The following is a 24,883-nucleotide window of genomic DNA, read 5'->3' on the forward strand; positions in this document are numbered from 1 at the left end:
GACAGGGTCAGCGGCTCATCAACGGATGTTGATGACGGTCTGGGTGATCTGGTCCTGGGTGGTGATCATCTGTGCGTTGGCCTGGAAGTTGCGCTGCGCGGTGATCATGTTGACCAGCTGCTCGGTCAGGTCGACAGTGGACGCCTCCAGCGAGCCGGCCTGGATCTTGCCGAGGTTGGAGGTATCGGGCATTCCGGTACGGGCCGTACCCGAATCGAACGTCTCCGCCCACACGTTGTTGCCCTTCTGCTCCAGGCCCTGCGGGTTGTTGAAGGTGGTCAGCGCAACCTGGCCGAGCGGCTTGTCGTCGCCATTGGAGTAGCGTGCGTAGACCACGCCGGTGTCCGACACCGTGATTTCGTTGAGCTTGCCCGCGGCGTAACCGTCCTGCTGGGTGTTGCGCAGGGCGAACTTCTCGCCGTACTGGGTCGAGCCGCTCACGTCCAGGGTCATGTTCAACTCGCCCGCCCCGGTGGTCGGGGTGAACGTGCCGAGGCTGATCCTGCCGTTGGCCGGTGCGGTCAGCTTGCCGCTGTTGTCGAAGGTGACCGGCGTCGGGGTACCTGCGGGTTCGCCGTCCACGAAGTTGTGCACGGTCCACTGGTTGACGCCGGCTTCCTTGACGAAGTACGACACCTGGATGTGGCTCACGCCCAGCGAGTCATACACGGTAATGCCGCCGCTGGAGTGGTTGTAGCTGTTGGAATTGGTGGCATCGAACGGCTGCACCGTCGGTTCCTTGGCGTTGGCCGGCAGGGTGAAACCAACCTTTACATCGTTGGTCTGCCGGGGCGGGCTGTCGGTGGTCAGCAGCTGCAGGTCGATCATGCGACCGGCGTCGAAGTTGGTGCCGTCGGCGTTGGGCGCGAACACCTGCAGGCGCGCGCCCTGCGGGTTGGTCACGTAGCCTGCGGCATCGGTCTGGAAGTTGCCGGCACGCGAGTACACCCGCTGGCCGTTCATGTTCATGGTGAAGAAGCCCTCACCGGAAATCGCCATGTCCAGGCTGCGGCCGGTCTGCTCGTTGTTGCCCTGGATGAACTGCTGGGCCACGTTGGAGACGCGCACGCCCGAGCCGACCGCGTTCTTCGACAGGCCGTAGCTGGTGGCGGCGAACAGGTCGGCGAACTCGGCGCGCGACTGCTTGAAGCCGGTGGTGTTGACGTTGGCGACGTTGTTGGCGGTGACGCTCAGGTCGGAGTTGGCGGCATTGATGCCGGACAGCGAGACATTGAAGCCCATGGGATGCTCCTGGTAGATGCGGGTAGGCGGCTCAGCTGACGCGGAGCACGTAGTCGATCGGGGCCGTGCCCAGGCCCTTGAGGTTCAGGTACAGGCCATCGGAACCGACGGTCACGCTTTCCACCGGTGCCTGCACATAGGTGGACAGCTTGGTGCTCTTGCCAGCGGTATCGACATGGTTGGCGACCACGCTGTACTTGCCCGGCTCCATGCGGTTGCCGGCGGCATCCTTGCCATCCCACTGGAATGCGGTTTCGCCCGCGGCCTTGGCCTCGACGCTGATCGAGGTGACCTTGGCGCCGTTGGCATCGGTGATGTCCACGGTGATGATGCCGGCGCCGGGCGCGGCCACCGTGCCCTCGACGCTGCCTTCGTTCTCCAGCACCAGCTTCTCGGACGGCACCAGCACCTGGTGTCCCACCAGCGCGGCGCCACGCAGCACCTGGTCGCTGGCCATCGACTGCTGGAAGCCCTGCACCGTGGTGTTCAGATCGGTGATGCCCTGCACGGTCGACATCTGCGCCATCTGCGCGACCATCTGCGTGTTGTCCATGGGCTTGAGCGGGTCCTGGTGCTGCAGCTGCTCGGTCATCAGGCGCAGGAAGTCGGCCTGGTCCAGGGTGTTCTTCTTCTTGGTGGCGTTGCTGTTGGGAGCATTCAGGCCCAGTGCGGAGTAGACGTCCTGGCTGGTCTGGTTGTTGACGGCAGTGGTCATGGCGGTATCCGGTACTGCGGGCCTCAGCGGCCCATGGTCAGGGTGGCCAGGGCCAGTTCCTTGGCGGTGGTCAGCATCTCCACGCCGGCCTGGTAGTTGCGCGAGGTCGAGATCAGATTGACCATCTGCGCGACAGGATCGACGTCGGGCTGGTAGATGTAGCCGTCGGCGTCGGCAAGCGGGTGGCCGGGCTCGTAGCGCTTGATCGGCGCCGCCTCGCTGCGGGTGATTTCCTTCACCTGCACCGAGGTGATGTTCGGGTCGTCCTTGCTCGTGACCGCCTGGAAGATCGGCTCCAGCGGCTTGTAGACGGCCTCGGCCGAGCCGGCAACGGTGTCGGCGTTGGACAGGTTGGAGGCGATGGTGCTCATGCGCACCGACTGCGCCTGCAGCGCGGAGCCGGCGATGTCGAAGATCGGCAGGTTGCTCATGGCTTATTGCCCCGTGATCGCGGTCAGCATGGAACGGACCTTGCTCTCGACGAAGCTGAGCGATGCGCGGTACTCCAGCGCGGCGCGACCGTAGGCGGCGCGCTCTGCATCCGGATCGACGGTATTGCCGTCAAGGCTGGGTTGGACACCCTCGCGCGCGATCTGGAACGGATTCAGGCCGTTGTTGATCGCATAGTGCTGCTCGTGGGTGATGGCCATCAGGCCGTTGCCATCCTGTCCCTGTGCGCTGCGCAGGGCGGCGTCGAAGTCCAGGTCCTGGGCCTTGTAGCCGGGGGTATCGGCATTGCCGAGATTGCTGGCGATCAGCTTCATCCGCTGTTCGCGCAACGGCATGGCCTGGGCATGTACGCCCAGGTAGTCGGTAATCAGGTTGCGCACGATGCACTCCCACGGGAACGTTGCCCGGGAAGCTGCAAGCGGTGTGCCAAAAGGTCGTGGGCGGGGCGGGGCGCCGCTACGCTCGCCGGGCCATGCCCGGCGGGGAACCCCGGCGGCCTCAGGCCGCCATCGCCACCTTGCGCAGGCGGTCCAGCACGAAATCGGCCAGCTCGTGCGGGGAGTACTTGGCGACGAAGGCATTGGCGCCCACGCGCTCGACCATCGCGTTGTTGAATACGCCCGACAGCGAGGTGTGCAGCAGCACGTACAGCCCCGCCAGCCCCGGATGGCGCCGGATTTCCGTCGTCAGCGTGTAGCCGTCCATCGCCGGCATCTCGATATCGGAGATGACCATGGCGTAGCGGTCGGCGGGATTCTCGCCCGAGGCGTGGATCTGCAGCAGGTGGTCCAGCGCCTGCCGGCCATCGGAGAGCAGGGTGGCGCCGACCCCCAGCTGGTCCAGTACGCTGCGGATCTGCTGGCGTGCCACCCGCGAGTCGTCCACCACCAGCACCTGCAGCTGCGGGCCGTCGGCAGGCATGGCCATCTCTGGATCGAGCACGGCCTCGCCCCGGATCTGCGCGATGTCGGCCAGTACGCTTTCCACGTCGATCACCTGGATCAGCTCGCCCTGGAAGCGGGTGACCGCCGTCAGATAGCTCGATTCAGCGCCCAGTTCCGGTGGCGGATGGATGTCCTCCACCGCGATGTTGACGATGCGCTCCACGCCGCTGACCAGGAAGCCCTGGATCGAGCGGTTGAATTCAGTGACGACAAGGTAGCCGGGCGAGGTATCGGCATCCGGCTCGCGCTCGGGATGGCCGATCGCCAGGCCCAGGTCCAGGACCGGCACCGAGCGTCCGCGCACATCGGCCACGCCGGCGAACTGCCCGGGCAGGCCGGGCACCTGGAACAGCTCCGGGCGCCGCAGCACTTCCTGCACCTTGAATACATTGACGCCAAAAAGCTGACGTCCGCCGAGGCGGAACAGCAGCAGCGCCAGTCGGTTGTGGCCGGCCAGGCGGGTCCGCTGGTCGATCCGGTTGAGCAGGTCATGGGACATGGCTGCTGTATCGGCGTGCAGCGGCGGGAACTTGAGGGTCCGATCCAGCGGCGCCGAGTGTGGTGCCGCGCGTCGCACTGGCACGCCGCTTGCACGCGTCCGGGCCAGGTCCCATCGACAGGAGGCGCCATGCGCCCGATCTCCTCCATCCTGGCAGTCGCACTGGCCATTGCCTCGCCCTGGGCAGTGGCCGCCGACTGGCAGCCGGTGGCCAGCATCCGTGCGGCGGCGTTGTCGAGCCTGCCTGCCGGCAGCGAAGGCGAGGCCCAGGTGGCTGACGCGCTGCGTCTTCCCCGGTGCGGGGGAGCGCTGCAGGTGCAGCCGACAGCGAACACCACGGTCGAGGTCAGCTGCCCCGATGCGGGCGGCTGGCGCCTGTTCGTACCGGTGAAGGTGCGGCGCAACCAGACGGTGCTGGTGCTTGCACGCGGCATCGCTGCTGGAGAAACGCTGACGGCTGCCGATATCAGTACCGCCCAACGCGATGCTGCACGCATTGCCGGGGCCGTGCTGGCCGATCCCAATGCAGCGATCGGCCGCATTGCCCGGCGTCCGCTGCAGGCTGGAACGCTGCTGTCGAGCAACGACCTGGTCACCCAGCGTCTCATCAAGCGCGGAGACAGTGTGGCGCTGGTGTCGCGGCGCGGCTCGGTCGAGGTGCGCATCGCGGGCCGGGCGATGGGCGATGCCGGCGAGAACGAACGCATCTCGGTGGAGAACCTGTCCTCGCGGCGCATCGTGCAGGGCACGGTGGATGCCCGTGGTGACGTAATCGTGGCGCGTTGAATTCCCGCAAGATTTCCCTAAAGATCACGGCCCTGCGGCCGTTATCCCTTGTGAACGGCAACTCCAGGACACCCCATGAGCCAGAAAATCGACGGCAACCTGCAGTCCCCCCAGGCACTGCGCAGCGTGACGAACCCGGCCAGCAAGCCCGGCGTCAGCAGCGACTCGCCGGCGCGTCCTGTGGAGGCGGCCGACAGCCTGCGCCTGACCGGCGAGGCCACCAATCTGCAGGCCATCGAACGCGAACTGACCACGGCGCCGGCGATCGACGCCCAGCGCGTGGCCGCCGTGCGCGAATCGCTGCAGAACGGCACCTATACGATCAATCCGGACGCGATCGCTTCGCGCATGCTTGAGCTGGACCAGCAGCTGCACGGATGACCGCGGCGATGAGCGAGCCGTTGCAGCGCCTGGCGCTGGCCCTGGACGTCGAACGCCAGGCCCTGGTCGAGCATGACGTGCACGCATTGATCCGCGCCACCGGCGCCAAGCTGGAGGCGCTGCGTGCGCTGGAAGGCGCACCGCCGGTGGGCGAGGGCGAACAGCTGCAGGAGCTGGCCGAGCGCAATCGCGCCAACGGCGTGCTGCTGTCGCGCAGGCGCCGCGAAGTGAACTGGGCGCTGCGCCAGCTGGGCCGCAGCGAAGAGGCCTCGGCCTACGATGCCAAGGGGCAGGCCCACGCAGTCACCGCTGGCCGTCCTCTGGCGGTGGCCTGACGCAAGTTCGCGCGGACCTCCCGGCTCGCAGGCTGTCGCCTGCGGCACGACCGCGTATATTGGGCGCCTGTTCGAATGCCCCTGAGCCGCCGTGTCCGCTGCCAACGTCCTGGTTACCGCCCCCCTTCCACCACAGCCGGTGCTGCAGGCGTTGCTTGAACGCCTGCGCGAGGGCCTGCTGCTGTTCACCGAAGACGGTCAGGTCGCCTTGGCCAATCCGGCCGCGCAGAACCTGCTGGCCAGCGACGAAGGCCTTCTGCCGGCGCCACAGCGCCTGCGTCAGCTGCTGCCGCCGGACGCGCTGGAGCACGCCCGCCAGAACGGTCACTGGAACGGCAGTCTGCCGCTGGGCGAGGGCGTGGTGATCGCGCATCTGTACCATCACGGTCCGCCCGGGCAGGGCCACTACCTGGCACTGTTCCGCCACATCGAGGGCCAGGAAGACTACGAGCGCGAGCTGCAGCAGCGCCATGCCGAACTGCGCCAGGCCTACCTTCGATTGAACGGCACGCAGGAAAAGCTGCTGCAGTCGGAGAAGATGGCGTCCATCGGCCAGCTTGCCGCCGGCGTCGCGCACGAGATCAACAACCCGATCGGCTACGTGCACTCCAATCTCGGCAGCCTGCAGGAGTACCTGCGCAGCCTGTTCACCGTGATCGAGGCCTACGAGCGCGCCCTGCGTGCGCCCGACCCGAAGGCGCTCATCCCGGAGATCGACGACATCCGTGACCGGCTGGACATCGACTTCATCAGCCGCGATCTGCCACAGCTGATGGCCGAGTCACGCGAGGGCATTGAGCGGGTGACGCGCATCGTGCGCGACCTCAAGGACTTCTCGTACTCCGGCCGCGATGAGTCGTGGAAGCTGGTCGACCTGCACGCCGGCCTCGAGTCCACCATCAACATCATCTGGAACGAGCTCAAGTACAAGGTCACCCTGGTGCGTGAGTTCGGCCAGCTGCCGCTGGTCGAGTGCCTGCCGTCCGAGCTCAACCAGGTCTACATGAACCTGCTGCTCAACGCCGGCCATGCCATCGCCGAGCGCGGCACCATCACCGTGCGTACCGGCGTGGATGGCGACCATGTCTGGGTCGAGTTCGAGGATACCGGTGGCGGCATCTCGCCCGAACTGCGCCAGCGCATCTTCGACCCGTTCTTCACCACCAAGCCGGTGGGCAGCGGAACCGGCCTGGGCCTGTCGATCTCCTACAGCATCATCAACAAGCATCACGGTCGCATCGATCTGGACAGCACCCCCGGCGTCGGCTCGCGCTTCCGCGTGGTGCTGCCGGTGAAGCAGCCGCGCTGAGCCGCCGCACGGCACAGGTGCACGGTAGCGCCGGGCCATGCCCGGCGGCCTCCATCACCGCAACGGCGGGCGATCCTCGCCACCGTCACCTGCGTCCATCGTCACCGGGCCGGCGTTGCTGCGGCGCTGTTCCTCGTAGGTACGGAAGGCCTGGTGGATGTGCTTGCGCAGCTCGTCGTCGTTCCATGGCTTGGTCAGGAAGCGGTAGATCGCGCCGCGGTTGATCGCGTCGGTCACCGTGTTCAGATCGGTGTAGCCGGACAGCACGAGGCGGATGGTGTCGGGGTACAGCATTTTCACCCGGCCCAGGAACTCGGTGCCGCTCATGTCGCTCATGCGCTGGTCGGACAGGATCACCTGCACATCGTTGATCGCCAGCAGATCGAAGGCGTCGCGCACGTTGCCGGCGGCGAGGATGCGGTAGCCGTCGCGACGGAACAGCCGCACCAGCGAGCGCAGCACGTTCTCTTCATCGTCCAGCAGCAGCAGGGTGCGGTCCGGGCGGGTCTCGGCGAATGCTTCCGGGCGCAGGTAGCGCCGGCGCAGGGTCATGCCCGCGGCATCGGCCGACATCGGTTCGCCGAACAGATAGCCCTGGAACACATCGCAGTCGTTGCGGCGCAGGAAGCCCAGCTGTGCCTGCGATTCCACACCGTTGGCGATCACCGTCATGCCCAGCTGGTGGCCCATGGCGATGATCGCACGGGCGATGGCGGCCTCGCGGTTGCCGGCGGGTGCGCTTTTGATGAAGCTGCGGTCGATCTTCAGCTTGTCCACCGGATAGCGCACCAGCGCGCTCAGGCTGGAGTCGCCGGTGCCGAAGTTGTCCAGGCTCAGGCTGATGCCTTCGTTGCGCAGGTTGGCCAGGGTCTCGTGCACGAAATTGACGTTGTTGGTCAGCGCGCTTTCGTTGATTTCCAGCGTCAGCATCTGCGCCGGCACGCCCGCTGCCTGCAGCAGCGACATCACTTCGGCGAAGAAATTCGGTCGCAGCAGCTGCAGGGTGGAGACATTCACCGCAATGGTGAAGTCGTCGAAACCCTGGTCGCGCCACAGCCGGGCCTGCTTGAGCGCGCCCTCCAGCACCCAGGTACCGATCTGCACGATGATGCCGAGCCGCTCGGCCGTTCGCATGAAGCGCTCCGGTACCAGCATCCCCAGCGTCGGCGACTGCCAGCGCAGCAGGGCTTCCATGCCCACCACATGGCCATCGCGTGCGCTGACCAGGGGCTGGTAGCGCAGCTTCAGCTCGGCATTGGGGATGGCATCGACGATCTGGCGCGCGATGATGCTCTCGCTGTGCGCGCTGGGTGGTGTGTCCACGGCATGGATGCGCACCGCGTTGCCACCCTCGCGGGCGGCCTGGTACAGCGCATCTTCAGCATGATCGAGCAGGCGCGAGGTGCTGCTGGCATGCTCCGGGCACAGGCTGACGCCCAGCTTGCCGGTCATGAACAGGGTGTAGGGCAGCACCGACAGCGGCAGTTCCATCTGCTGGCGGATCTCTTCGGCGAAGTCCTCCGGCAGCGGCAGGTCGGCGTCGCGCGGCACGGCGATCAGGAACTCGTCGCTGCCATGGCGCCACAGCTTGCCGCGCCCGCGCAGGTAGGACTGCAGGCGTTGCGCCACCAGTACCAGCGCCTGGTCACCCACTTCCGCACTCATGTTCTCGTTGACCGACGCGAAGTGGTCGATGTCCACATGCATCAGCATCAGCGGCGTGCCACCCGAAGCGGCTTCGGCCACCATCGCCTGCAGCTCGGGATTGCCGGCGCCAAGGCGGTCAGGGGCATCGTCGATGCTGACCAGCGGCAGATTGGGATTCCACATAGGCTCAGTAATCCGGTGTTTCGACGGCAGCCGCGCAGGCTGCCTGGTAGGGAAGATGGACATCGACCAGGGTGCCGGCGCCGTGCGCCGACTCGATCCGCACGTGGCCGCCCACGCTCTGCGCACGTTCGCGCATGACGATCAGGCCCAGGCCGCGCGGGCCGTCAGGGTCGAAACCCTCGCCGTCGTCGCGGATCTGCAGGTGCAGCCCGCGCTGGCCGACATCGCGCAGCTGCAGCTGCACCTGGCTGGCGCGGGCGTGGCGCAGTACGTTGGTCAGGCTTTCCTGGGCGATGCGGAAGCAGGCCTGCTCGATGCTGTTGTCGGGCCGATGCGGCAGGGGCTCGATTTCGGCCAGCAGTTCCACCGGTGAGGAGCGGAACAGTACCCGTGCCTGCCAGCTCAGTGCCGCCTCCAGGCCCAGCGCATCCAGCTGTGGAGGCCGCAGCAGGGTGGAGATGTCACGCAGCTTGGCCACCGTGGTGTCGGCCAGGCTGACGATCTGTGCCAGATCCTCGCTGCGGCGCTTCGGATCGTCTTCGTCCTGCGCGGCATAGGCGGAGAGCTTGATGGCGGTGATGGCCTGCCCGATGTCATCGTGCAGGTCGCGCGAGATCGCGCGGCGCTCGTCCTCCTGCAGCGAGAACAACCGGCCGGCCATCGCCTGCAGTTCGCGGTTGCTGGTCTCCAGCGCACTGCGGGTGCGCTCGGAATCGCTCAGGTCACGCACGATCAGCAGCTTGCAGTCGCGACCGCCGTAGCGGACTTCGCCCACGGCCAGGCCGGCGTGGAAGCTGCGGCCATCGGCACGCTGCATCGCCACCACGCTGCTGTGGCCGGGGCCGTGCTGGGGCTGGCCGGCCCGGAGCTGCACGCGTACCCGCGCCAGATCGCTGTCGGCGACCAGAGCCGCCAGCGGCTCGCCGAGCAGGGCATGGCCGCCATAGCCGAACAGACTCGCGGCCCAGGCGTTGGCGTACAGCACGTGCTCCTCGAAGAGGATGACCACGCCGTCCGGCAGCACACGAACCAGTTCGCGGAACTGTTCCTCACGTTCGCGCAGCAGCCGCCGCGACTGCTCGCGCTCGGTCACGTCCTGCAGCGTGCCGAGCACGCGGTCGCGGCCGGCCTCGTCAACGCCGCTGGCCGCGCGCAGGTGCACCATCAACGCGCGGCCATCCATCGACAGCAGCGGCAGCAGCACGTCCACCTGCACCGGTTCGCCGGAACACAGTTCGGCCAGCAGCTGGTCCGCCTGCGCGGCAGTGGCCGGATCGGCCGCCACCAGCAGTTCGTCGAAGCGATGCCAGCGGCGCGCTTCCGGCGGGCGCCGGCCGAGCAGGCGGTAGACCTGGCTGGAGTACCGGCCCAGCCCGCTGGAGGGGTCCAGTTCCCAGGCGCCGATCTTCGCCAGCTCATGCGCTTCCTCCACCCGTGCCAGTGCCTGGTCCCGGCGCAGCTGTGCAAGGTCCTCGGCGGTGCGATCGATGGCAATCAGCAGGCGTGCGTTGTGGCCGTCGTAACCGATTGCGTTCGAGCGCAGCTCCATCTGCCGCAGGCTGCCATCGCGCAGCTGCAGCTGCGCCCGCAGGATGCACAGCTGCTCGGGCGCCTCCCGGATGGCTTCGAGCTTGGTCTGCAGCGCCTGGTCCTGGCCGGGCGGCCAGAGCACGTCGATGGTGCGCTCAAGCAGTTCCTCGCGCTCCCAGCCGAAGGCGCTGCAGGCCGCGGGATTGGCATCGAGAATGGCCAGGCTGTCCAGATCGTAGACCAGGATCGGCCCGGGATTGCCCTCGAACATCTGCCGCAGGCGCAGCTCGGAGGCCTGCAGGCGGGCATGGGTGAGCAGCACGTGCTCGGCCAGCGGGCGCAGAAGCAGGTACAGCAGCCCGGCGCTGGCCAGGGCGAAGAACGACCCTTTCAGGCTCTGCCACAGTGAAGCCTGGTACGGATCGGGTACCAGCAGCTGCACGGCGCTGTCGGTGGCGACCATCCAGGCCAGGGCCATCGCCAGGTAACTCAGCACGATCCGCCGACGATCGCGGCCCAGCGATTGGGCCATCCGCGGGTCGGGAACAGGGGCGGTGCCGGTCGGTTCTGCGGGCATGGACAGGGCAGCAGGTAGGGGCGCCGGCCATCTTACCGCGCAGGTGCCCCGTAGCCACTCAATTATCCGCCGCAGGCGCCGTTAACCACTGCGTGCCCCGCTGTCGGGCGTTTCATCCGGAGCAAGATCGCGTGGACCAAGGGATCATCGCCAGCCTGCTGCAGCATCCGCTCGCGTCGGCGCTGGTCATCGTCGACCGCACTGGCCGTCCGCTGGCGGCCAATCCGGCCGCGCGCGAGCATGGCCTGCCGGCGACGGTCGCGGCCTACGCGCCGATGCTGGAGGACCTGCGTCTGCTGGCCGCCGACGGTGGCATTGTTGCGTGCAGCCTGCCGGGAGGGCCGCGCGGGCATTACGACGGCCACCTGCGCGCCGTGCATGACGGCGCCGGCAATCTGCTGGCCTTCACCCTGAGCGTGCCGGAACCGGTGCCGCTGGCGGGTGGCGGACGCTGGGAACTGGCGTTGGACAGCGCCGGCCACAGCCTGTGGGACTGGGATATTCCCAGCGATCGCGTCACCCGCACCCCTGGCCTGGGCGAAGAGACCGCCAGCGGTATGCTGGCGCGCGTGCACGGCGAGGACATCGGCCACGTGCGCGCCGCGCTGGATCAGCACCTGCGTGGAACCAGCGACCAGTACAGCGCACAGTTCCGCTTCCGCCAGCCCGACGGGCAGTGGCGCTGGGTGCTTGATCGTGGCCGCGTGGTCGCGCGCACTGCCGACGGCCAGCCGCTGCGGATGGTCGGCACCCACACCGACATCGAACAGCAGAAGCAGCTGGAGGCGTTGCTGCACGAACAGCAGGTGCACCTGAGCGAGGCGCAGCGCATCGCCAGCATGGGCAGCTGGTCGTTCGATCCAGGCACGGGCTCCTTCTGGTGGTCGCCCGAACTGCGTTCGCTGCTCGCACTTGAGCCCGGCAACGTGCCCGGCCAGCGACGCTGGCTCAAGCAGCTGCATCCGCGTTCACGTGGAGCGCTGCGGGCAGCCTGGCGCCGCTTGTGGCGCGATGGCCGCTCCGCCAGCCTCGAACTGGAGCTGGCCCGCGGCAGCGGCGAACCATCGCTGCATCTGCGGCTGTGGATGCAGCCGCTGCTGGACGGCGAGGGCCAGCCCAAGCGGCTGCTGGGCCAGGTGCAGAACATCACCGAACAGCACCAGACCGATGCGCTGATCCGCTGGCGTACCGAGCTGCTCAACCGCGTTTCGGCCCTGGGCCGCATCGGCGGGTGCGAGATCGAGGTGCAGACCCGGCACATGCAATGGACCGAAGAGTGCTATCGCATCCACGGACTGCGCAAGGAGCCGATCACCCTGGACCAGGCGTTGGCGCTGTACACCGAGGACTCGCGCAGTGCGTTCGAGGCGGCGCTGGGCCGGATTGCCGGTGGCGGACTGCCCGAGCAGCTGGATCTTTGCTTCTATCGTCAATCCGGCCTGCGCGTATGGGTGCAGGTGCTGATCGAGCTGGATCGGCGCGATGGCCTGCCGCCACGCTTCGTGGTGCTGTTCCGTGACATCACGCGAGAGCGCGAGGCCAACGAGCGCATCGAGCTGCTGGCCCATTACGACCTGCTGACCGGCCTGCCGAACCGGGTGCTGCTGGGCGAGCAGACGGCTGAAGCAATCGAGGAAGCGCGTGATCGCGGCACCTCGCTGGCGATGCTGTTCATCGACCTGGATGGCTTCAAGACCATCAACGACAGCTTCGGCCATGCCACCGGTGATGCGCTGCTGAAGGCGGCGGCCACCCGGCTGCACCAGAACCTGCGCAACAACGATCTGTTCGGCCGCTTCAGCGGTGACGAGTTCATCGTGGTGCTGCGCGACCTGGCCGAACCGGAAGACGCTGGCCACGTGGCGCGCAAGCTGATCGGCTCGCTGGCCGAGCCGCTGCGCCGCGGCGATACCACGCTGAAGGTGGGGGCCAGCGTGGGCATCGCCATGCTGGGCGATACCCAGACCGATTTCGATTCACTGCTGCGCGCCGCCGATGCCGCGATGTATGCGGCCAAGGAAGCCGGTCGCAACACCTACCAGTACTACAGCCAGGACGCACTGGCCCGCATCCAGCGCCGGCTTGAGCTGGAGCATGCACTGCATGGCGCGATCGAGCGCGAGGAGTTCAGCCTGGCCTATCAGCCGCTGCTGCACGCCCACCTTGGCGAGCCGCCGGCCATCGAAGCACTGCTGCGCTGGCATCGACCCGGCATCGGCTACTGCAGTCCGGCCGAGTTCATTCCCATCGCCGAGAAGTGCGGTGAAATCGTGCGCATCGGCGACTGGGTACTGAACGAAGCCTGCCGCCAGGCCACTGCCTGGGACAGAGCCGGTCTGCACTTCGACCGCATCGCGGTGAACGTCTCGGCCGTGCAGCTGCGTGATCGCGGCTTCGCCGAGCGGGTGATCGAGATCTGCCATGCCCATGGCTGGCCGCCACAGCGCCTGGAACTGGAGCTGACCGAGTCGGCGCTGATCCGTGACACCGACATCCTGCGTCATTGCTTCGACGTGCTGGAACGGCACGGTGTTCCGCTGGCGGTGGACGATTTCGGAACGGGATTCTCCAACCTCAACTACCTCAACCGGTTCCCGGTGGGCCGCCTGAAGATCGACCGCAGCTTCGTGCAGGGCATGCTGCACGACTCGGGTACGGCCGAGGTGACACAGGCCATCGTGCACCTGGGTCACGCGCTGGGCATGAAGGTCGTGGCCGAAGGCGTGGAAACGCACCAGGAAGAAGACATGCTGCGCCGCCAGGGCTGCGACGAGATCCAGGGCTACCTGTACTCGCGGCCGCTGAGCCCGCGCGACCTGGCGCAGTGGCTGCGCCAGCAGCATCAGTCACCGTCGCGCACGGATGCCGACAACGAAGCGCTGCTGGTGCGTTGACAACCTGCGCTGTCCGGCACGTGCTCTGGTAGGTGCCGACCTTGGTCGGCATGCACGCAGGTACATCCCTCCATGTGTCAGCAGTCAGCGACGTTGCGCAAGCTCTCCGAGCACATCCAGCGCCCTGCGTTTCACCAAGGTGCTCAGCCGCCAGCCCTGCTCTGACACGGATTCTGTCGAGGTGTATATCTCCCCGTCGCCCAGCGGCCCCAACATCTCACGGACTCGCCAGAACATTGGCTCCTCGTCCTCGGTCAGGACATCCAGCTCAGGATCATCCAATGTCAGTAGAAAGTCATGAAGGCTCCTGTTGCGGACGGCGTTGCTTGCTGGGAGAGTCAGCGCTGCAGGCGCGCATAGGTAGCCTTCGTGTGGTTCAAGCGTGAGGTCGACGCCAGTCTTCTCGCCACAGATCAGCATCTGGCCGAATGGGGAGATCGCATATACATGAAGGTTGTCCTTGTCCCACGGCGGACTGCCTGCCAGAAGGGCAGCCAGGACGGTTTCGTATTGGGCAGGATCGACCATAGTCAGTCGATCATCGTGATAGCGCGCCAGGCCGTCGCGCTGCCACAGTGCAAGTAATGCATCCGGGAGCCTGCCCTTCCAGAGGGCCAGGGCGGTGTCAGTGACAGGTGTACCTGGAGTGCTGGCGCAGAGCTGATCCAGAATGCTCTTCACGAAGGGATCGGATGTATCGGAATCCGAGACTGCCGAGCAACTCTCCAGCTGGTCCCTGGCTTCCGAATCTCCAGGCAGCAGGTCGAGAAACGTCAGCATGATCTCGGCTCTTGCAAGCTCCCGGCTCCAGTCCTGAGCTGAAATGACGACCGCCCTGTCTCCGCAGACGAGCAGCAATGTGCCCGCTGGAAGGCTCTGCCATGGCTCGACCAGCACCAGATAGCGCTCGGGTGTCTCGTCGCCGTCATCGTCCAGGACGATGACCTTGGGACCCTCCTGCAGGCAGCCTGCGGAGACCTCGACCGATGCGTCGATCACCCCCGCGTCAGGGTCGTATGCGTCGATCGGAGCAGAATAGGGGTGCTGGAACGCTCCGAATGTCTGCAGTGCCTGCTGAAGCGTTGCGAGGGAATCGGAATCCAGGGTCAATGGGTCGGGGGCAACCGGAAGCTGCAAGGCAAGCGAAAGGCAAAGGGCGGCGCTGGTCATCGGGCTGATCTGAACCGAAATCGGTCCAGCACGATGAAGGGTGCGTTGATCGCATTCCATGCAAACAATCCGAAAACTGTGAATCTCGGGAGCGTCATCCACGCATGGCATGGATCTACCGGCTTGGGTCAACGAACCGTCGCGGGAATCGGAGCGCACCCGCGCGCAAACGGATTCCACAACTTCGACATAGCGTCGCCGCTGCATGCGATAGCAGATGTAGAACACCAGCTGGCCGTGCATCAACGGAAAACAGCGGCCGCCATAGCCCGGTGCGAAGCTCTCCCGCAACGCCACATTGCGGTCGGGCAGTACACGGACCACAAAGCTCAGCCACTTGTCGGTAGGTAAGGTCGTACCCCAGCCCGATCATTGACAGTTGGGTCAGCTCGGTAGGAGCGGCGGCGATGCGCTGGTTGAACAGGACGATGCCGGTGCGGAAGAAGATCGGTGCCCCAGAACAACAGCAGCAGGAGTTCCAGCAGCATCAATGCGATCAGGGCGGCGGCCATCGGTCTTCCATGAACGGGACCGTGGCATCATGCCATGGCGACAGCGCTGCCTCAGTAGATCCATGCCACGCGCGGATGATCCCGGGCACGAGCCGCATTCTCGATGGGTCCGTCAACTGAACCGAGTAGTCTCTCCTATTGGCGTCAGTCCTCTTCCGCCAGATCGCTGAGATCCAGAATCCGCGGAGCAACACTGTGCGCAACGACGCTTCGGATCATTCCGGGCTTGGGCCGAAGTGAGTAGGCTCGCATCGTGTGGATGGGATTGAACTCCAGCCACGGGCAGGATGAATGCCCCACGATAACCGGCATGTTGAAACTGATGTCCTTGGGATCATCCAGTTGGAGAGTCCATTTGCCGCCGTGATGCTGACACACGGTTTCCCCAAGATATCGTGCAAACACAACCCTCAAGGCAGCCTGTTCGTCCTCCGATAACGTTGCGGCCATCAACGTGTACAGGGTTTCGAGGCGATCAAGGCTCTCCAGGCTACCGTCAAGGTCGACGCCGCGCTGCTGCGCTTGCTCGATCAGCCATTCAATCTGATCGTCCATGATGATCAGAAACTGTTCGAAGGTTTCTTGCGCTTCTTCCGGATTGAATGTCATGACGCTGCCAAGGAGGGAGGGCGGTGAGTGTGCCCGGAGCCGATGACCCAGGCCATGCAACAAGTCCGAAAGGGTGGAAGGTGCAGGGGCGTGCAGGTGCATCCACGCATGGCGTGGATCTACTTCAGGGCATCTCCATCCAACCCCAGGTCCCAGGCCATGCCCAGCAGTTCGCTGGCGGTACCGGGCGAGGGCGGGCGCGCATCGGCGAGCTGCTGCAGCTCGCGGATCTCCTCATGCGCGACCTTTTCCAGCCGCTGCAGCTGTTCTCGCACACTGGCGTTGCGCGGGCGTTCGATGTCGGCGAGGGAGGAGGGCGGGGCGCTGATCAGGGCCATGGGGCGCGTACAGGATGCATTCGGCGGTGGATCACAGGCAAAGGCCCCGGTCGAGCCGGGGCCTTGCAGACTGCCGGAGAGGGCAGCGGACACGCGTCTCAGAACAGTTCGACGGTACCGGCGCCCATGTTCTGCTGGGCGACCGGCTTGTGCGGCGGGCGCTCCCACTCGTTGCGCAGTTCGCGCAGACGGTTGCCGGTGCGCTGCAGCGCGCTGGCGATCTCTTCGTCGAAGACGCCGCCATTGCGGTGCAGCAGTTCCTGCAGGGCCACCGCTTCGCGGTTGATCGCGGTCAGGCGGTCGAGGTGGGTATGCACGCCACCCAGCGCCTGCGTGGCGATATCTTCGAACTGCAGCGCGCGCACGGCCTCGGCGACGCTGCCGTCGATGGCACGCGCACACTCGGACACCTCTCGCATGCCTTCGCCCAGAGAAGCATTGATCTGTGCCACGTTGTCCAGCATGGCTGCTGCTTCCTGGCGTGCTTCGCGGGAGCGGTCCATGTCGCGCGATGCCATGTGCGAGACCGTCTCGCGGACCTTGGCGATGGCGTCCTTGGAGCTGTGGGCCAGCTTTCGGATCTGTTCGTTGAAGGTGGTCGAGCGCTCGGACAGGTTGCGCACTTCGTCGGCGACCACCGCGAAGCCGCGGCCGGCCTCGCCGGCACGGGCCGCTTCGATGGCGGCATTCAGTGCCAGCAGGTTGGTCTGGTCGGCAATCGACTTGACGTCTTCCAGCAGCGCGAAGATGCCGTCCAGGTGCTGCGCCATCTGGTCGATGTGCTGCACGGTGGTAGAGCTCTGGCCGCTGACCTGTTCCAGCGCTTCCACCAGCTGTTCCATGCGATGACTGGCATGCTGGGCGAACCGCGCAACGTCGAGGCCCGCACTGCCTTCATCGCCGGCACGGTCGACGATGCGCGACAGCGCCTGGCTCTGCTGGCGCGACTTGCGGTTCATTGCATCGAAGCTGCCGCCCAGGCTCGATACCGCCTGGCGGATCAGGTCGCGGGCGCGTTCCACTTCGCCGCGCGAACCGTCGATTTCGTTGCCGACGAAGCTGCGCAGTTCGGTCAGCAGCTGGTCCTGCTCACGCAGGACGCGGGCCTGTTCCGGTGAGCGGTGCGCCTGGGCGCGGGCGGTCCACCACGCAAAGCCCAGCCAGCTCAGCGTCATCGTGGTCAGGATCGCCCAGCGCAGGGCGGCCGGCCATTCGAAACCGATGGCGAAGGGGAGCAGCAGGGTCAGGGCCAGGGGGGCGGCCAGACGGATGAAAATGCGTGAGTACATGGACGTTCTCGGGAGGTGCACGGAGGATGTATCGGCCGTGTGCCCTTTCTCTTTAACGTCGATGCGCTTTCTGAATGCGTCGGATTTCCGGCGCCGGACGCTCGCCGGGCATGGCCCGGCGCTACCCCGGCAGCGCTGCGCGACGGTCAGGCCATGCGGTAGCGCCGGGCCATGCCCGGCGGATGCAACGGTCAGGCCAGCAGGCGGTCCACGGCCTCGACCATCGCCTTGCGACCAAACAGGAAGTCCCAGTAGCTGCCGCCCACCTGCCGCCACAGCACCGCGGCGCGGACGGCGGCCAGCAGCAGGGCACGGATCTCGGAGACCACACCGGCCTGGCCCAGGTAATGCGGGTTGCCCTGCACCATCACCCGCGGCTTGAGATGGCTGATGGTGTCCGCATAGACGCTGCCGAGGCTGGCCAGCACATCCGGGTGACCGCTGTCGCCCAGTTCGGCGGCCTTGCGCTGCGCCTGCTCGATGCCCGAGGCCACCTTGTTGACGGTTGCGCCGTCCTGCACGAAGCGGCGCTCCAGCTGCAGCACCGACAATGCCAGCTTGGGCAGGATCGGATCCTGGCCCTGGTTGCGGAAGTAGTTGTGCAGCAGGCGCAGGCCCGACTTCAGTGCGTGGCGGTCGCCGAACACCTCCTGCGGAGAGGACGCGTCGACGCGGAACACGCTGTCCACCGCGGTACGTACAGCGGCGGCGTCGGAATGGCCGGTATCGGCGATGCGGCGCACCTGCTGCAGGGCCTGGGCAATGCCGGCCAGGGCCAGGACGCGGTCGTCGACAGTGAAACTCATGCAGCGATTACCTCAAAAGGAGAAGGGGTGGTGCGCAGGCGCTGTTCCAGCGGCGCATCGGTGGCGGCGATCACCGCACCGCCCAGGCAGATCTCGCCGTCATACAGCACCAGCGACTGGCCGGGCGTGACGGCCCGCTGCGGGCGGGCAAAGGTGACCAGCACGCTGCCATCGTCCAGCACATCGACCGTACACGGCTCGTCGGGCTGGCGGTAGCGGGTCTGGGCAGTGCATTCGAAACGCCGGGCCGGTGGTGCGCCGGCGATCCAGTGCGCGGTTTCCGAACGCAGGCGTTCGGAGAGCATCCACGGGCTGTCGCGGTCCTGATCGACATACAGCACGTTGCTGGCCACGTCCTTGCCCACCACGTACCACGGCGCGGCCGGGCGGCCACGCACGCCGCCGATGTTCAGGCCCTCGCGCTGGCCGAGCGTGAAATAGAACACGCCCGGATGCTCGGCAATCACGCTGCCGTCGGCCGGGTCGAGGATCTGTCCCGGCCGGGCCGGCAGGTAGCGGCCCAGGAACTCGCGGAAGTCGCGTTCGCCGATGAAGCAGATGCCGGTGGAGTCCTTCTTGGCATGGGTCGGCAGGCTGACGTCACGGGCGATCCGGCGCAGGTCGCTCTTTTCCAGGTCGCCGATCGGGAACAGGGTGGCGGCCAGCTGCTCCTGCCCCAGCTGGTGCAGGAAATAGCTCTGGTCCTTGGAGCGGTCGGCGCCGCGCAGCAGCAGCCACTGGTGGCCGCGCTGGGTCACCCGCGCGTAATGGCCGGTGGCGATGCGCTCGGCGCCCAGTTCACGCGCCGCGTCCAGGAAGTGCTTGAACTTCACCTCGCGGTTGCACAGCACGTCCGGATTGGGGGTGCGGCCGGCGGCGTACTCGGCCAGGAAATGCTCGAACACGCCTTGCCAGTACTCGCTGGAGAAGTCGCGGAAATGGAAGGGAATGCCCAGCAGGCCGCAGACCGCCACCGCATCGCGGCGATCATCCTCGGCGCGGCAGTCGCCGCTGCCGTCGTCGGCCCAGTTCTGCATGAACAGGCCGGCCACGGCCTCGCCCTGCTGCACCAGCCGCCAGGCGGCGACCGACGAATCGACGCCACCGGAAACGCCCACCATCACGCGCGGGGTGCTCATGCGACCTCCCGGACCAGCGAAAGCGGGTGGCGCTGGCCACCCAGATAGTCCGCCACGACCTGCCATACCAGCGGGCTGCGCTGGCGCTGCCCGGCGGCCTGCAGCTCGGCCGGGGTCATCCACAGCGCGCGGTCGATGCCGGTGTCGAGCGGCTGCGCCGGATCATGCGAGACCGGGCGCGCCGCGTAGCAGAAGCGAAGGAACGTCGTACCGTCGCCCGCCGTCCATTGGTAACAGCCGATGAAGTCGGTCAGCTGAACCGTCCAGCCGGTCTCCTCGCGGGTCTCGCGCAGCGCCGCCTCGGCCAGGCTCTCGCCGGGCTCGAGGTGCCCGGCAGGCTGGTTGAGCACGGCGCGGCCATCGATGGTCTCCTCGACCAGCAGCACGCGGCCGCCGTCGACCACGATGGTGGCGACGGTGGCGTGCGGTGCCCAGCGCGGGTCCGGCGTGGCGTTCACCTCAGAGATCGTCCTTCTTGGTCAGTTCCAGTTCCATCGCGTCGGCGGTGCGGATCGCGGCATCGATGGCGTCGCTGAGCTGGTCGGCGGTGGCATCGGCGTCGATCTTCACCACGAACATCGCGGTCGCCTCCTGTTTCACCCAGCCGCCCATCTTGGCGTCCTGCGAGTCCTCCAGCAGGCGGTTGGCGACCGCGACCGGGAACTGCTTGGTCTTGGACGTGTAGCCTGGCGACCAGATCTCACGGATGTTGTGGCTGCCGAAGTCTTCCACCGCCGAGCGCACGTACACCATCTGGGTGCGGTCGCCCTCGACGTCGAACACCAGCCGGTAGTCGCCATCCTCGTCGACCTCGTAGTTGTAGCCCAGCTTGTCCAGCAGGCGGCCGACAGCGGCGTCGGCATCGGCTGCGCTCGCCGGACCGGCACAGGCCAGGGCGATCAGCAGGGCAGGCAGAAGGGTCCTTTTCATGAAAATCCTGTGAAACCGGGGTGGGAAGGGCAATTGTGACGGCGGCCGTCCGTGCCGTCCATTCCGGGTGGGCCGACGCGGGCGCGCGGCAACCTCTATAATGACCGGATGCCCCGCGAGTCTTCCCCCGATTCCCACCACGAGCACGGCATCGCCGTGGAGCCCGCGCGCCCGGAAGTGGCGCCGCCGCCGTTCTACCAGGTCATGCTGCTCAACGACGACTACACCCCGATGGATTTCGTGGTGGACGTGCTGCAGCAGTTCTTCAACATGGACCTGGACAAGGCGACGCAGGTGATGCTGCATGTCCATACCCGCGGTCGCGGCGTCTGCGGCGTGTTCACCCGCGAAGTGGCCGAAACCAAGGTCGGCCAGGTCAACGAGTATTCACGGATGAACCAGCATCCGCTGCTGTGCACGATGGAAAAGGCCTGACCGGCCTCTTGTAGAGCCGAGCCCATGCTCGGCTACAGCGGGATCCCCCCTCCGCCAGCGCCTCCAGTGCCATCGCCGCGACTGTCTCGTCGATATCGGCCGGGTCGCCATCATTGCGGAACCATACGGCCGACAGCCCGGCGCTGGCAGCGATCCAGCGCAGCAGGCGCGTGCGATCCAGGTCCGCCAGGGCGCTGACCTCGGTCACCCGGGCCGCAAAGCGCTCCGGCCGGGTCGCGACGTGGATGCCGGGACCGCACAGGTCGGGATTGCTGAACAGCGTGGTGTAGTCGAACGCGCGATCACCGATCAGCCGTTTCGGGTCGATCGCCAGCCAGCCGCGTGTGCCGAAGTCGAGCACGTTGTCGTGGTGCAGGTCACCGTGCAGCGGCCGGACCTCCTGTTCGGCCTCCAGCAGCGCGACCGCCAGCGATCTGCACTGTTCCAGCAGTGGCGGCAGCGAGCCCCTTGGCTGCAGCAGGTCGGCGAACCATGTAGGCAGGCAGACCAGCTCCGCTGGCGGTGCGCTCCGTGGCCGGTGCAGCCGCTGCAGGACCTGGCACAGGATCGTGGTACAGGTGCTGTCATCGCCGCCGATCGAGCGCTCCCGCAGCGATTGGCCGCCGGCGCGCTCGATCAGGATGGCCGGCCCCTCGTGCGCCAGCAGGCGCGCGGCACCGTCGCCGTCCCACCAGCGCAGCAGGCGATGGCTGTTCTGTTCTTCGGTTTCACTGCTGATCTTCAGCATTGCCGGCAGGTCGTCGGCGGTCAGTACCGGCCAGAGCCGGGCGTGCGGGGTCCGGATGGCGGGACCATCACGTCGCAATCGCCAGCGGCTCAGGTAGGGTTTGCTCATGGGTGGGCTGTCCGGGAGTGAATGAAGATCAAGCAATCCGCACTGCTAACGCCATCTGAACGCAGCAATCCGCTAGGGTGATGGAAATCGCGTAGTCAGGCCGCATATTGTCCCCATCTGCCGCCGGAGTAATCCATGTTCAGCAAAGACCTCGAACACACCATCGGCCAGTGCTACAAGCGCGCCCGTGAGGCCCGGCATGAGTTCATGACGGTCGAACACCTGCTGCTGGCACTGCTCGACAACCCGTCCGCCCAGGCCGTACTGAAGGCCTGTGGTGCCGATGCCGACCGCCTGCGCCAGGAGCTGGAGCAGGCCATCGAGGCCTCCGTGTCCCGCCTGGCGGAAGACGATGGCCGCGACACCCAGCCGACGCTGGGCTTCCAGCGCGTGCTGCAGCGGGCTGTGTACCACGTGCAGTCCTCGGGCAAGAAGGAGGTCACCGGCGCCAATGTGCTGGTCGCCATCTTCGGCGAGAAGGACTCCCATGCCGTCTACTACCTCAACCAGCAGGACGTGACCCGCCTGGACGTGGTCAATTACCTGTCCCATGGCATCGCCAAGCTGGGCGAGGAGGGCGAACAGCCTTCCTCCGAAGGCGAGAGCCGGGCCGAGGGCGGGGAGGGCGAGCCGAAGGGGGATGCCCTGACCGAGTTCGCCAGCAACCTCAACGAGCAGGCCCGGGCCGGACGCATCGACCCGCTGGTCGGGCGTGCCGATGAGATCGAGCGGACCATCCAGGTCCTGTGCCGCCGTCGCAAGAACAACCCGCTCTACGTGGGCGAGGCCGGCGTCGGCAAGACCGCGATCGCCGAAGGCCTGGCCCGGCGCATCGTCGAGGGCTCGGTGCCGGAGGTGCTGGCCGATGCCGTCATCTATTCGCTCGACCTGGGCGCACTGGTGGCTGGCACCAAGTACCGTGGCGACTTCGAGAAGCGCCTGAAGAGCGTGCTGACGGCCCTGAAGAAGGTGCCCAACGCCGTACTGTTCATCGACGAGATCCACACCATCATCGGTGCCGGTTCGGCGTCGGGCGGCACCATGGATGCGTCCAACCTGATCAAGCCGGCGTTGGCGTCGGGCGAGCTGCGCTGCATCGGCTCGACCACGTTCCAGGAGTACCGCGGCATCTTCGAGAAGGATCGCGCCCTGGCGCGCCGCTTCCAGAAGATCGACATCGTCGAGCCGACCGTGGGTGAGACCTACGAGATCCTGCAGGGCCTGAAGGGCAAGTACGAAGCCCACCACGGCGTGACGTACTCCGACGAGGCGCTGCAGGCCGCGGTGGACCTGTCGGTCAAGCATATCGGTGACCGCCTGCTGCCGGACAAGGCCATCGACGTGATCGACGAGGCAGGTGCGCGCCAGCGGCTGTTGCCGGAGGACCAGCGCAAGGAACTGATCGACGTGGAGGAAGTGGAGGCCATCATTGCCAAGATGGCGCGCATCCCGACCAAGCAGGTCAGCGCCACCGACAAGGATGTGCTGCAGCACCTGGAGCGCAACCTGAAGATGGTGATCTTCGGCCAGGACCCGGCCATCGAGACCCTGTCGTCGGCGATCAAGCTGGCGCGCTCGGGCCTGGGCAATCCGGAGAAGCCGATCGGCAACTTCCTGTTTGCCGGCCCGACCGGTGTCGGCAAGACCGAGGTGACCAAGCAGCTGGCCCTGCAGCTGGGCATCGAGCTGGTCCGCTTCGATATGTCCGAGTACATGGAGCCGCATTCGATCAGCCGCCTGATCGGTGCGCCCCCGGGATACGTCGGCTTCGACCAGGGCGGCCTGCTGACCGAGAAGATCGTCAAGACGCCGCATTGCGTGCTGCTGCTGGACGAAATCGAGAAGGCGCACCCGGACATCTTCAACATCCTGCTGCAGGTCATGGACCGGGGCGTGCTGACCGACACCAACGGACGTGAAGCGAACTTCAAGAACGTGGTGCTGGTGATGACCACCAATGCCGGCGCGGCCCAGGCCTCGCGGCGTTCGATTGGCTTCACCAAGCAGGACCACGCCACCGACGCGATGGAGACCATCCGCCGCAGCTTCACCCCGGAATTCCGCAACCGCCTCGATGCGGTGGTGCAGTTCCAGGCGCTGGGCTTCGAGCACATCCTGCGTGTGGTGGACAAGTTCCTGATCGAGCTGGAGATGCTGCTGCAGGAGAAGCACGTCAGCCTGTCGGCCACGCCGACCGCGCGCGACTGGCTGGCCCACCATGGCTTCGACCCGCTGATGGGTGCCCGTCCGATGGCGCGCGTGATCCAGGACAAGATCAAGCGTCCGCTGGCCGACGAGCTGTTGTTCGGCAAGCTGGTCAACGGCGGCAAGGTCAGCATCGATGTCCGCGACGACGAACTGGTGGTCGAGACCCAGGCCGAGCCGGAGCGGCTGCTGCCGGCCACGGTGGAGTGAGCTGACGCCACGGGCTGTGGCGTGAAGGACTGGAAACGGCAAGGGCGGCTTCGGCCGCCCTTGTGCTGTCAGGTGTCAGCGGCTGCGACGGCGCGCTTCACGCGTGAACCGCTCGGCATCGATCGGCTCGATGCGCGCCACCTCGCAGGAGCCGCGACCGGTGTCCAGCTTGCTTCGGCCCTCGCTGCACAGCGTGTCAGCCTCCTTGCCGTCGGTCGTGAAGCCGAGGCGGGTGGCCAGCACGGCGGAAGGGCAGCTGTTGCGGAAGTGCACGACATAGTGCGCTTCGCCGGAGCGGAGCAGGATGTTCCTGTCGGCGCCGGCGCGAACGATCTGCTGTTCGCCGGACAGCGGCACGCACTGCGCCGCCGGGGTGTCGGCCGCATGGGCGGACGGGGCCAGCAGGGCGATGGCGGACAAGGCCAAGGGGGCGAGCAGGGAAGTGAGGTTCATGGCGGGGCAGGGGTGGCGATCCGGAGTGGATCGGATCCCAGAATGCTGCCGCTGTCGCAACTGCGAATCTGCCGCAAGCAGGGCTGACTGACGTCATGGTGAGATCGGTCACGATGACCTCCGGCAGGGCCGGAGAGCGGGCATGACAAAAGGCCAGCAACCCAGGCTGGCCTTGTCGAAGTGGCGCGACGCGCCGACCGCTTACTTCATGCGGTAGGTGATGCGACCCTTGGTCAGGTCGTACGGGGTCATTTCAACCTTGACCCGGTCACCGGTGAGGATGCGGATGTAGTTCTTGCGCATGCGGCCGGAGATGTGGGCGATGATCTCGTGCCCATTTTCCAGACGAACGCGGAAAGTGGTGTTCGGCAGCGTCTCGCTGACGGTGCCCTCGAACTCGATGGAATCGTCTTTCGACATGTAGTCCTGTGCGGTTCAG

At 66.6% G+C, this 24,883-nt stretch carries 25 protein-coding genes and 1 pseudogene; 7 read left to right on the forward strand and 19 right to left on the reverse strand.

What is annotated here, in order from left to right; translation table 11 throughout:
* Positions 1-18: 18 nt before the first annotated feature.
* The 5 genes from flgE to ACZK08_RS09340 all read right to left on the reverse strand — a co-directional run bounded on the left by flgE (position 19) and on the right by ACZK08_RS09340 (position 3,850).
* The gene (gene flgE / locus ACZK08_RS09320; RefSeq protein ID WP_065182180.1) at positions 19-1,242 is read right to left on the reverse strand and encodes a flagellar hook protein FlgE; all 1,224 of its coding nucleotides are present in this window, start codon (positions 1,240-1,242) and stop codon (positions 19-21) included.
* Positions 1,243-1,273: 31 nt separating this feature from the next.
* On the reverse strand, positions 1,274-1,957 hold the full coding sequence (locus ACZK08_RS09325; RefSeq protein ID WP_053517914.1) for a flagellar hook assembly protein FlgD: 684 nt from the start codon (positions 1,955-1,957) through the stop codon (positions 1,274-1,276).
* 23 nt (positions 1,958-1,980) lie between these two features.
* Positions 1,981-2,388, reverse strand: a complete 408-nt coding sequence (gene flgC / locus ACZK08_RS09330; RefSeq protein WP_053517916.1) for a flagellar basal body rod protein FlgC — start codon at positions 2,386-2,388, stop codon at positions 1,981-1,983.
* A gap of 3 nt (positions 2,389-2,391) precedes the next feature.
* Positions 2,392-2,787 (reverse strand): flagellar basal body rod protein FlgB, encoded by a 396-nt coding sequence (gene flgB / locus ACZK08_RS09335; RefSeq protein WP_065182181.1) that lies wholly within the window; start codon positions 2,785-2,787, stop codon positions 2,392-2,394.
* Between the two features lie 118 nt (positions 2,788-2,905).
* Positions 2,906-3,850, reverse strand: a complete 945-nt coding sequence (locus tag ACZK08_RS09340) for a chemotaxis protein (RefSeq protein ID WP_065182182.1) — start codon at positions 3,848-3,850, stop codon at positions 2,906-2,908.
* 129 nt (positions 3,851-3,979) lie between these two features.
* On the opposite strand from ACZK08_RS09340, the gene flgA reads away from it, so the two are divergent.
* The 4 genes from flgA to ACZK08_RS09360 all read left to right on the forward strand — a co-directional run bounded on the left by flgA (position 3,980) and on the right by ACZK08_RS09360 (position 6,661).
* Entirely contained in the window at positions 3,980-4,636 is a 657-nt protein-coding gene (flgA, locus tag ACZK08_RS09345; RefSeq protein WP_065182183.1) for a flagellar basal body P-ring formation chaperone FlgA, read from the forward strand.
* Positions 4,637-4,711: 75 nt separating this feature from the next.
* On the forward strand, positions 4,712-5,017 hold the full coding sequence (gene flgM / locus ACZK08_RS09350; protein ID WP_065182184.1) for a flagellar biosynthesis anti-sigma factor FlgM: 306 nt from the start codon (positions 4,712-4,714) through the stop codon (positions 5,015-5,017).
* Positions 5,014-5,352: a flagella protein gene (locus ACZK08_RS09355; protein WP_053517922.1), complete on the forward strand. Its 339-nt coding sequence runs from the start codon at positions 5,014-5,016 to the stop codon at positions 5,350-5,352. Before flgM ends, ACZK08_RS09355 begins: the two co-directional genes overlap by 4 nt.
* Before the next feature lie 91 nt (positions 5,353-5,443).
* Complete coding sequence (locus ACZK08_RS09360; RefSeq protein ID WP_065182185.1) at positions 5,444-6,661, forward strand: ATP-binding protein; 1,218 nt, start codon at positions 5,444-5,446, stop codon at positions 6,659-6,661.
* A 54-nt stretch (positions 6,662-6,715) separates the two neighbouring features.
* Here ACZK08_RS09360 and ACZK08_RS09365 read toward each other — a convergent pair whose 3' ends face one another.
* Positions 6,716-8,491, reverse strand: a complete 1,776-nt coding sequence (locus tag ACZK08_RS09365; RefSeq protein WP_065182186.1) for an EAL domain-containing protein — start codon at positions 8,489-8,491, stop codon at positions 6,716-6,718.
* Positions 8,492-8,495: 4 nt separating this feature from the next.
* Positions 8,496-10,598, reverse strand: a complete 2,103-nt coding sequence (locus ACZK08_RS09370; protein ID WP_065182187.1) for a sensor histidine kinase — start codon at positions 10,596-10,598, stop codon at positions 8,496-8,498.
* Between the two features lie 131 nt (positions 10,599-10,729).
* On the opposite strand from ACZK08_RS09370, the gene ACZK08_RS09375 reads away from it, so the two are divergent.
* Positions 10,730-13,492 (forward strand): bifunctional diguanylate cyclase/phosphodiesterase, encoded by a 2,763-nt coding sequence (locus ACZK08_RS09375; protein ID WP_065182188.1) that lies wholly within the window; start codon positions 10,730-10,732, stop codon positions 13,490-13,492.
* Between the two features lie 84 nt (positions 13,493-13,576).
* Here ACZK08_RS09375 and ACZK08_RS09380 read toward each other — a convergent pair whose 3' ends face one another.
* From ACZK08_RS09380 to ACZK08_RS09420, 9 genes are all read right to left on the reverse strand, one after another.
* Positions 13,577-14,986 carry a GAD-like domain-containing protein gene (locus tag ACZK08_RS09380; RefSeq protein ID WP_231107770.1) on the reverse strand — a complete coding sequence of 470 codons (1,410 nt, stop codon included), beginning with the start codon at positions 14,984-14,986 and terminating at the stop codon, positions 13,577-13,579.
* Positions 14,987-14,991: 5 nt separating this feature from the next.
* Positions 14,992-15,174 carry a hypothetical protein gene (locus ACZK08_RS09385; protein WP_231107771.1) on the reverse strand — a complete coding sequence of 61 codons (183 nt, stop codon included), beginning with the start codon at positions 15,172-15,174 and terminating at the stop codon, positions 14,992-14,994.
* A 144-nt stretch (positions 15,175-15,318) separates the two neighbouring features.
* Entirely contained in the window at positions 15,319-15,783 is a 465-nt protein-coding gene (locus ACZK08_RS09390) for a hypothetical protein (RefSeq protein WP_065182345.1), read from the reverse strand.
* Between the two features lie 119 nt (positions 15,784-15,902).
* Positions 15,903-16,121 (reverse strand): hypothetical protein, encoded by a 219-nt coding sequence (locus ACZK08_RS09395; protein WP_065182190.1) that lies wholly within the window; start codon positions 16,119-16,121, stop codon positions 15,903-15,905.
* A 98-nt stretch (positions 16,122-16,219) separates the two neighbouring features.
* Complete coding sequence (locus tag ACZK08_RS09400) at positions 16,220-17,410, reverse strand: methyl-accepting chemotaxis protein (RefSeq protein ID WP_053517932.1); 1,191 nt, start codon at positions 17,408-17,410, stop codon at positions 16,220-16,222.
* Positions 17,411-17,601: 191 nt separating this feature from the next.
* The gene (hflD, locus tag ACZK08_RS09405) at positions 17,602-18,216 is read right to left on the reverse strand and encodes a high frequency lysogenization protein HflD (RefSeq protein ID WP_065182191.1); all 615 of its coding nucleotides are present in this window, start codon (positions 18,214-18,216) and stop codon (positions 17,602-17,604) included.
* The gene (gene mnmA, locus ACZK08_RS09410) at positions 18,213-19,355 is read right to left on the reverse strand and encodes a tRNA 2-thiouridine(34) synthase MnmA (RefSeq protein WP_053517935.1); all 1,143 of its coding nucleotides are present in this window, start codon (positions 19,353-19,355) and stop codon (positions 18,213-18,215) included. The genes hflD and mnmA overlap by 4 nt, the downstream gene beginning before the upstream one ends.
* Positions 19,352-19,813 carry an NUDIX hydrolase gene (locus ACZK08_RS09415; protein ID WP_065182192.1) on the reverse strand — a complete coding sequence of 154 codons (462 nt, stop codon included), beginning with the start codon at positions 19,811-19,813 and terminating at the stop codon, positions 19,352-19,354. Before ACZK08_RS09415 ends, mnmA begins: the two co-directional genes overlap by 4 nt.
* 1 nt (position 19,814) lies before the next feature.
* Positions 19,815-20,285, reverse strand: a complete 471-nt coding sequence (locus ACZK08_RS09420) for a hypothetical protein (RefSeq protein ID WP_053517939.1) — start codon at positions 20,283-20,285, stop codon at positions 19,815-19,817.
* Positions 20,286-20,393: 108 nt separating this feature from the next.
* Here ACZK08_RS09420 and clpS point away from each other — a divergent pair, with 108 nt between their 5' ends.
* Complete coding sequence (gene clpS / locus ACZK08_RS09425) at positions 20,394-20,720, forward strand: ATP-dependent Clp protease adapter ClpS (protein ID WP_053517940.1); 327 nt, start codon at positions 20,394-20,396, stop codon at positions 20,718-20,720.
* Positions 20,721-20,769: 49 nt separating this feature from the next.
* Here clpS and ACZK08_RS09430 read toward each other — a convergent pair.
* A pseudogene (locus ACZK08_RS09430) lies at positions 20,770-21,576 on the reverse strand (APH(6) family putative aminoglycoside O-phosphotransferase); the annotation flags it as partial.
* 135 nt (positions 21,577-21,711) lie between these two features.
* On the opposite strand from ACZK08_RS09430, the gene clpA reads away from it, so the two are divergent.
* Positions 21,712-23,991, forward strand: a complete 2,280-nt coding sequence (clpA, locus tag ACZK08_RS09435; RefSeq protein ID WP_065182194.1) for an ATP-dependent Clp protease ATP-binding subunit ClpA — start codon at positions 21,712-21,714, stop codon at positions 23,989-23,991.
* 75 nt (positions 23,992-24,066) lie between these two features.
* On the opposite strand, the gene ACZK08_RS09440 is transcribed toward clpA, so the two are convergent.
* Positions 24,067-24,444, reverse strand: coding sequence for a hypothetical protein (locus ACZK08_RS09440; protein WP_065182195.1), 378 nt, complete (start codon positions 24,442-24,444; stop codon positions 24,067-24,069).
* A gap of 201 nt (positions 24,445-24,645) precedes the next feature.
* Entirely contained in the window at positions 24,646-24,864 is a 219-nt protein-coding gene (gene infA / locus ACZK08_RS09445; protein WP_005409596.1) for a translation initiation factor IF-1, read from the reverse strand.
* Between the last annotated feature and the right edge of the window lie 19 nt (positions 24,865-24,883).

The sequence above is a fragment of the Stenotrophomonas sp. 112478_Sma genome (assembly GCF_056479905.1).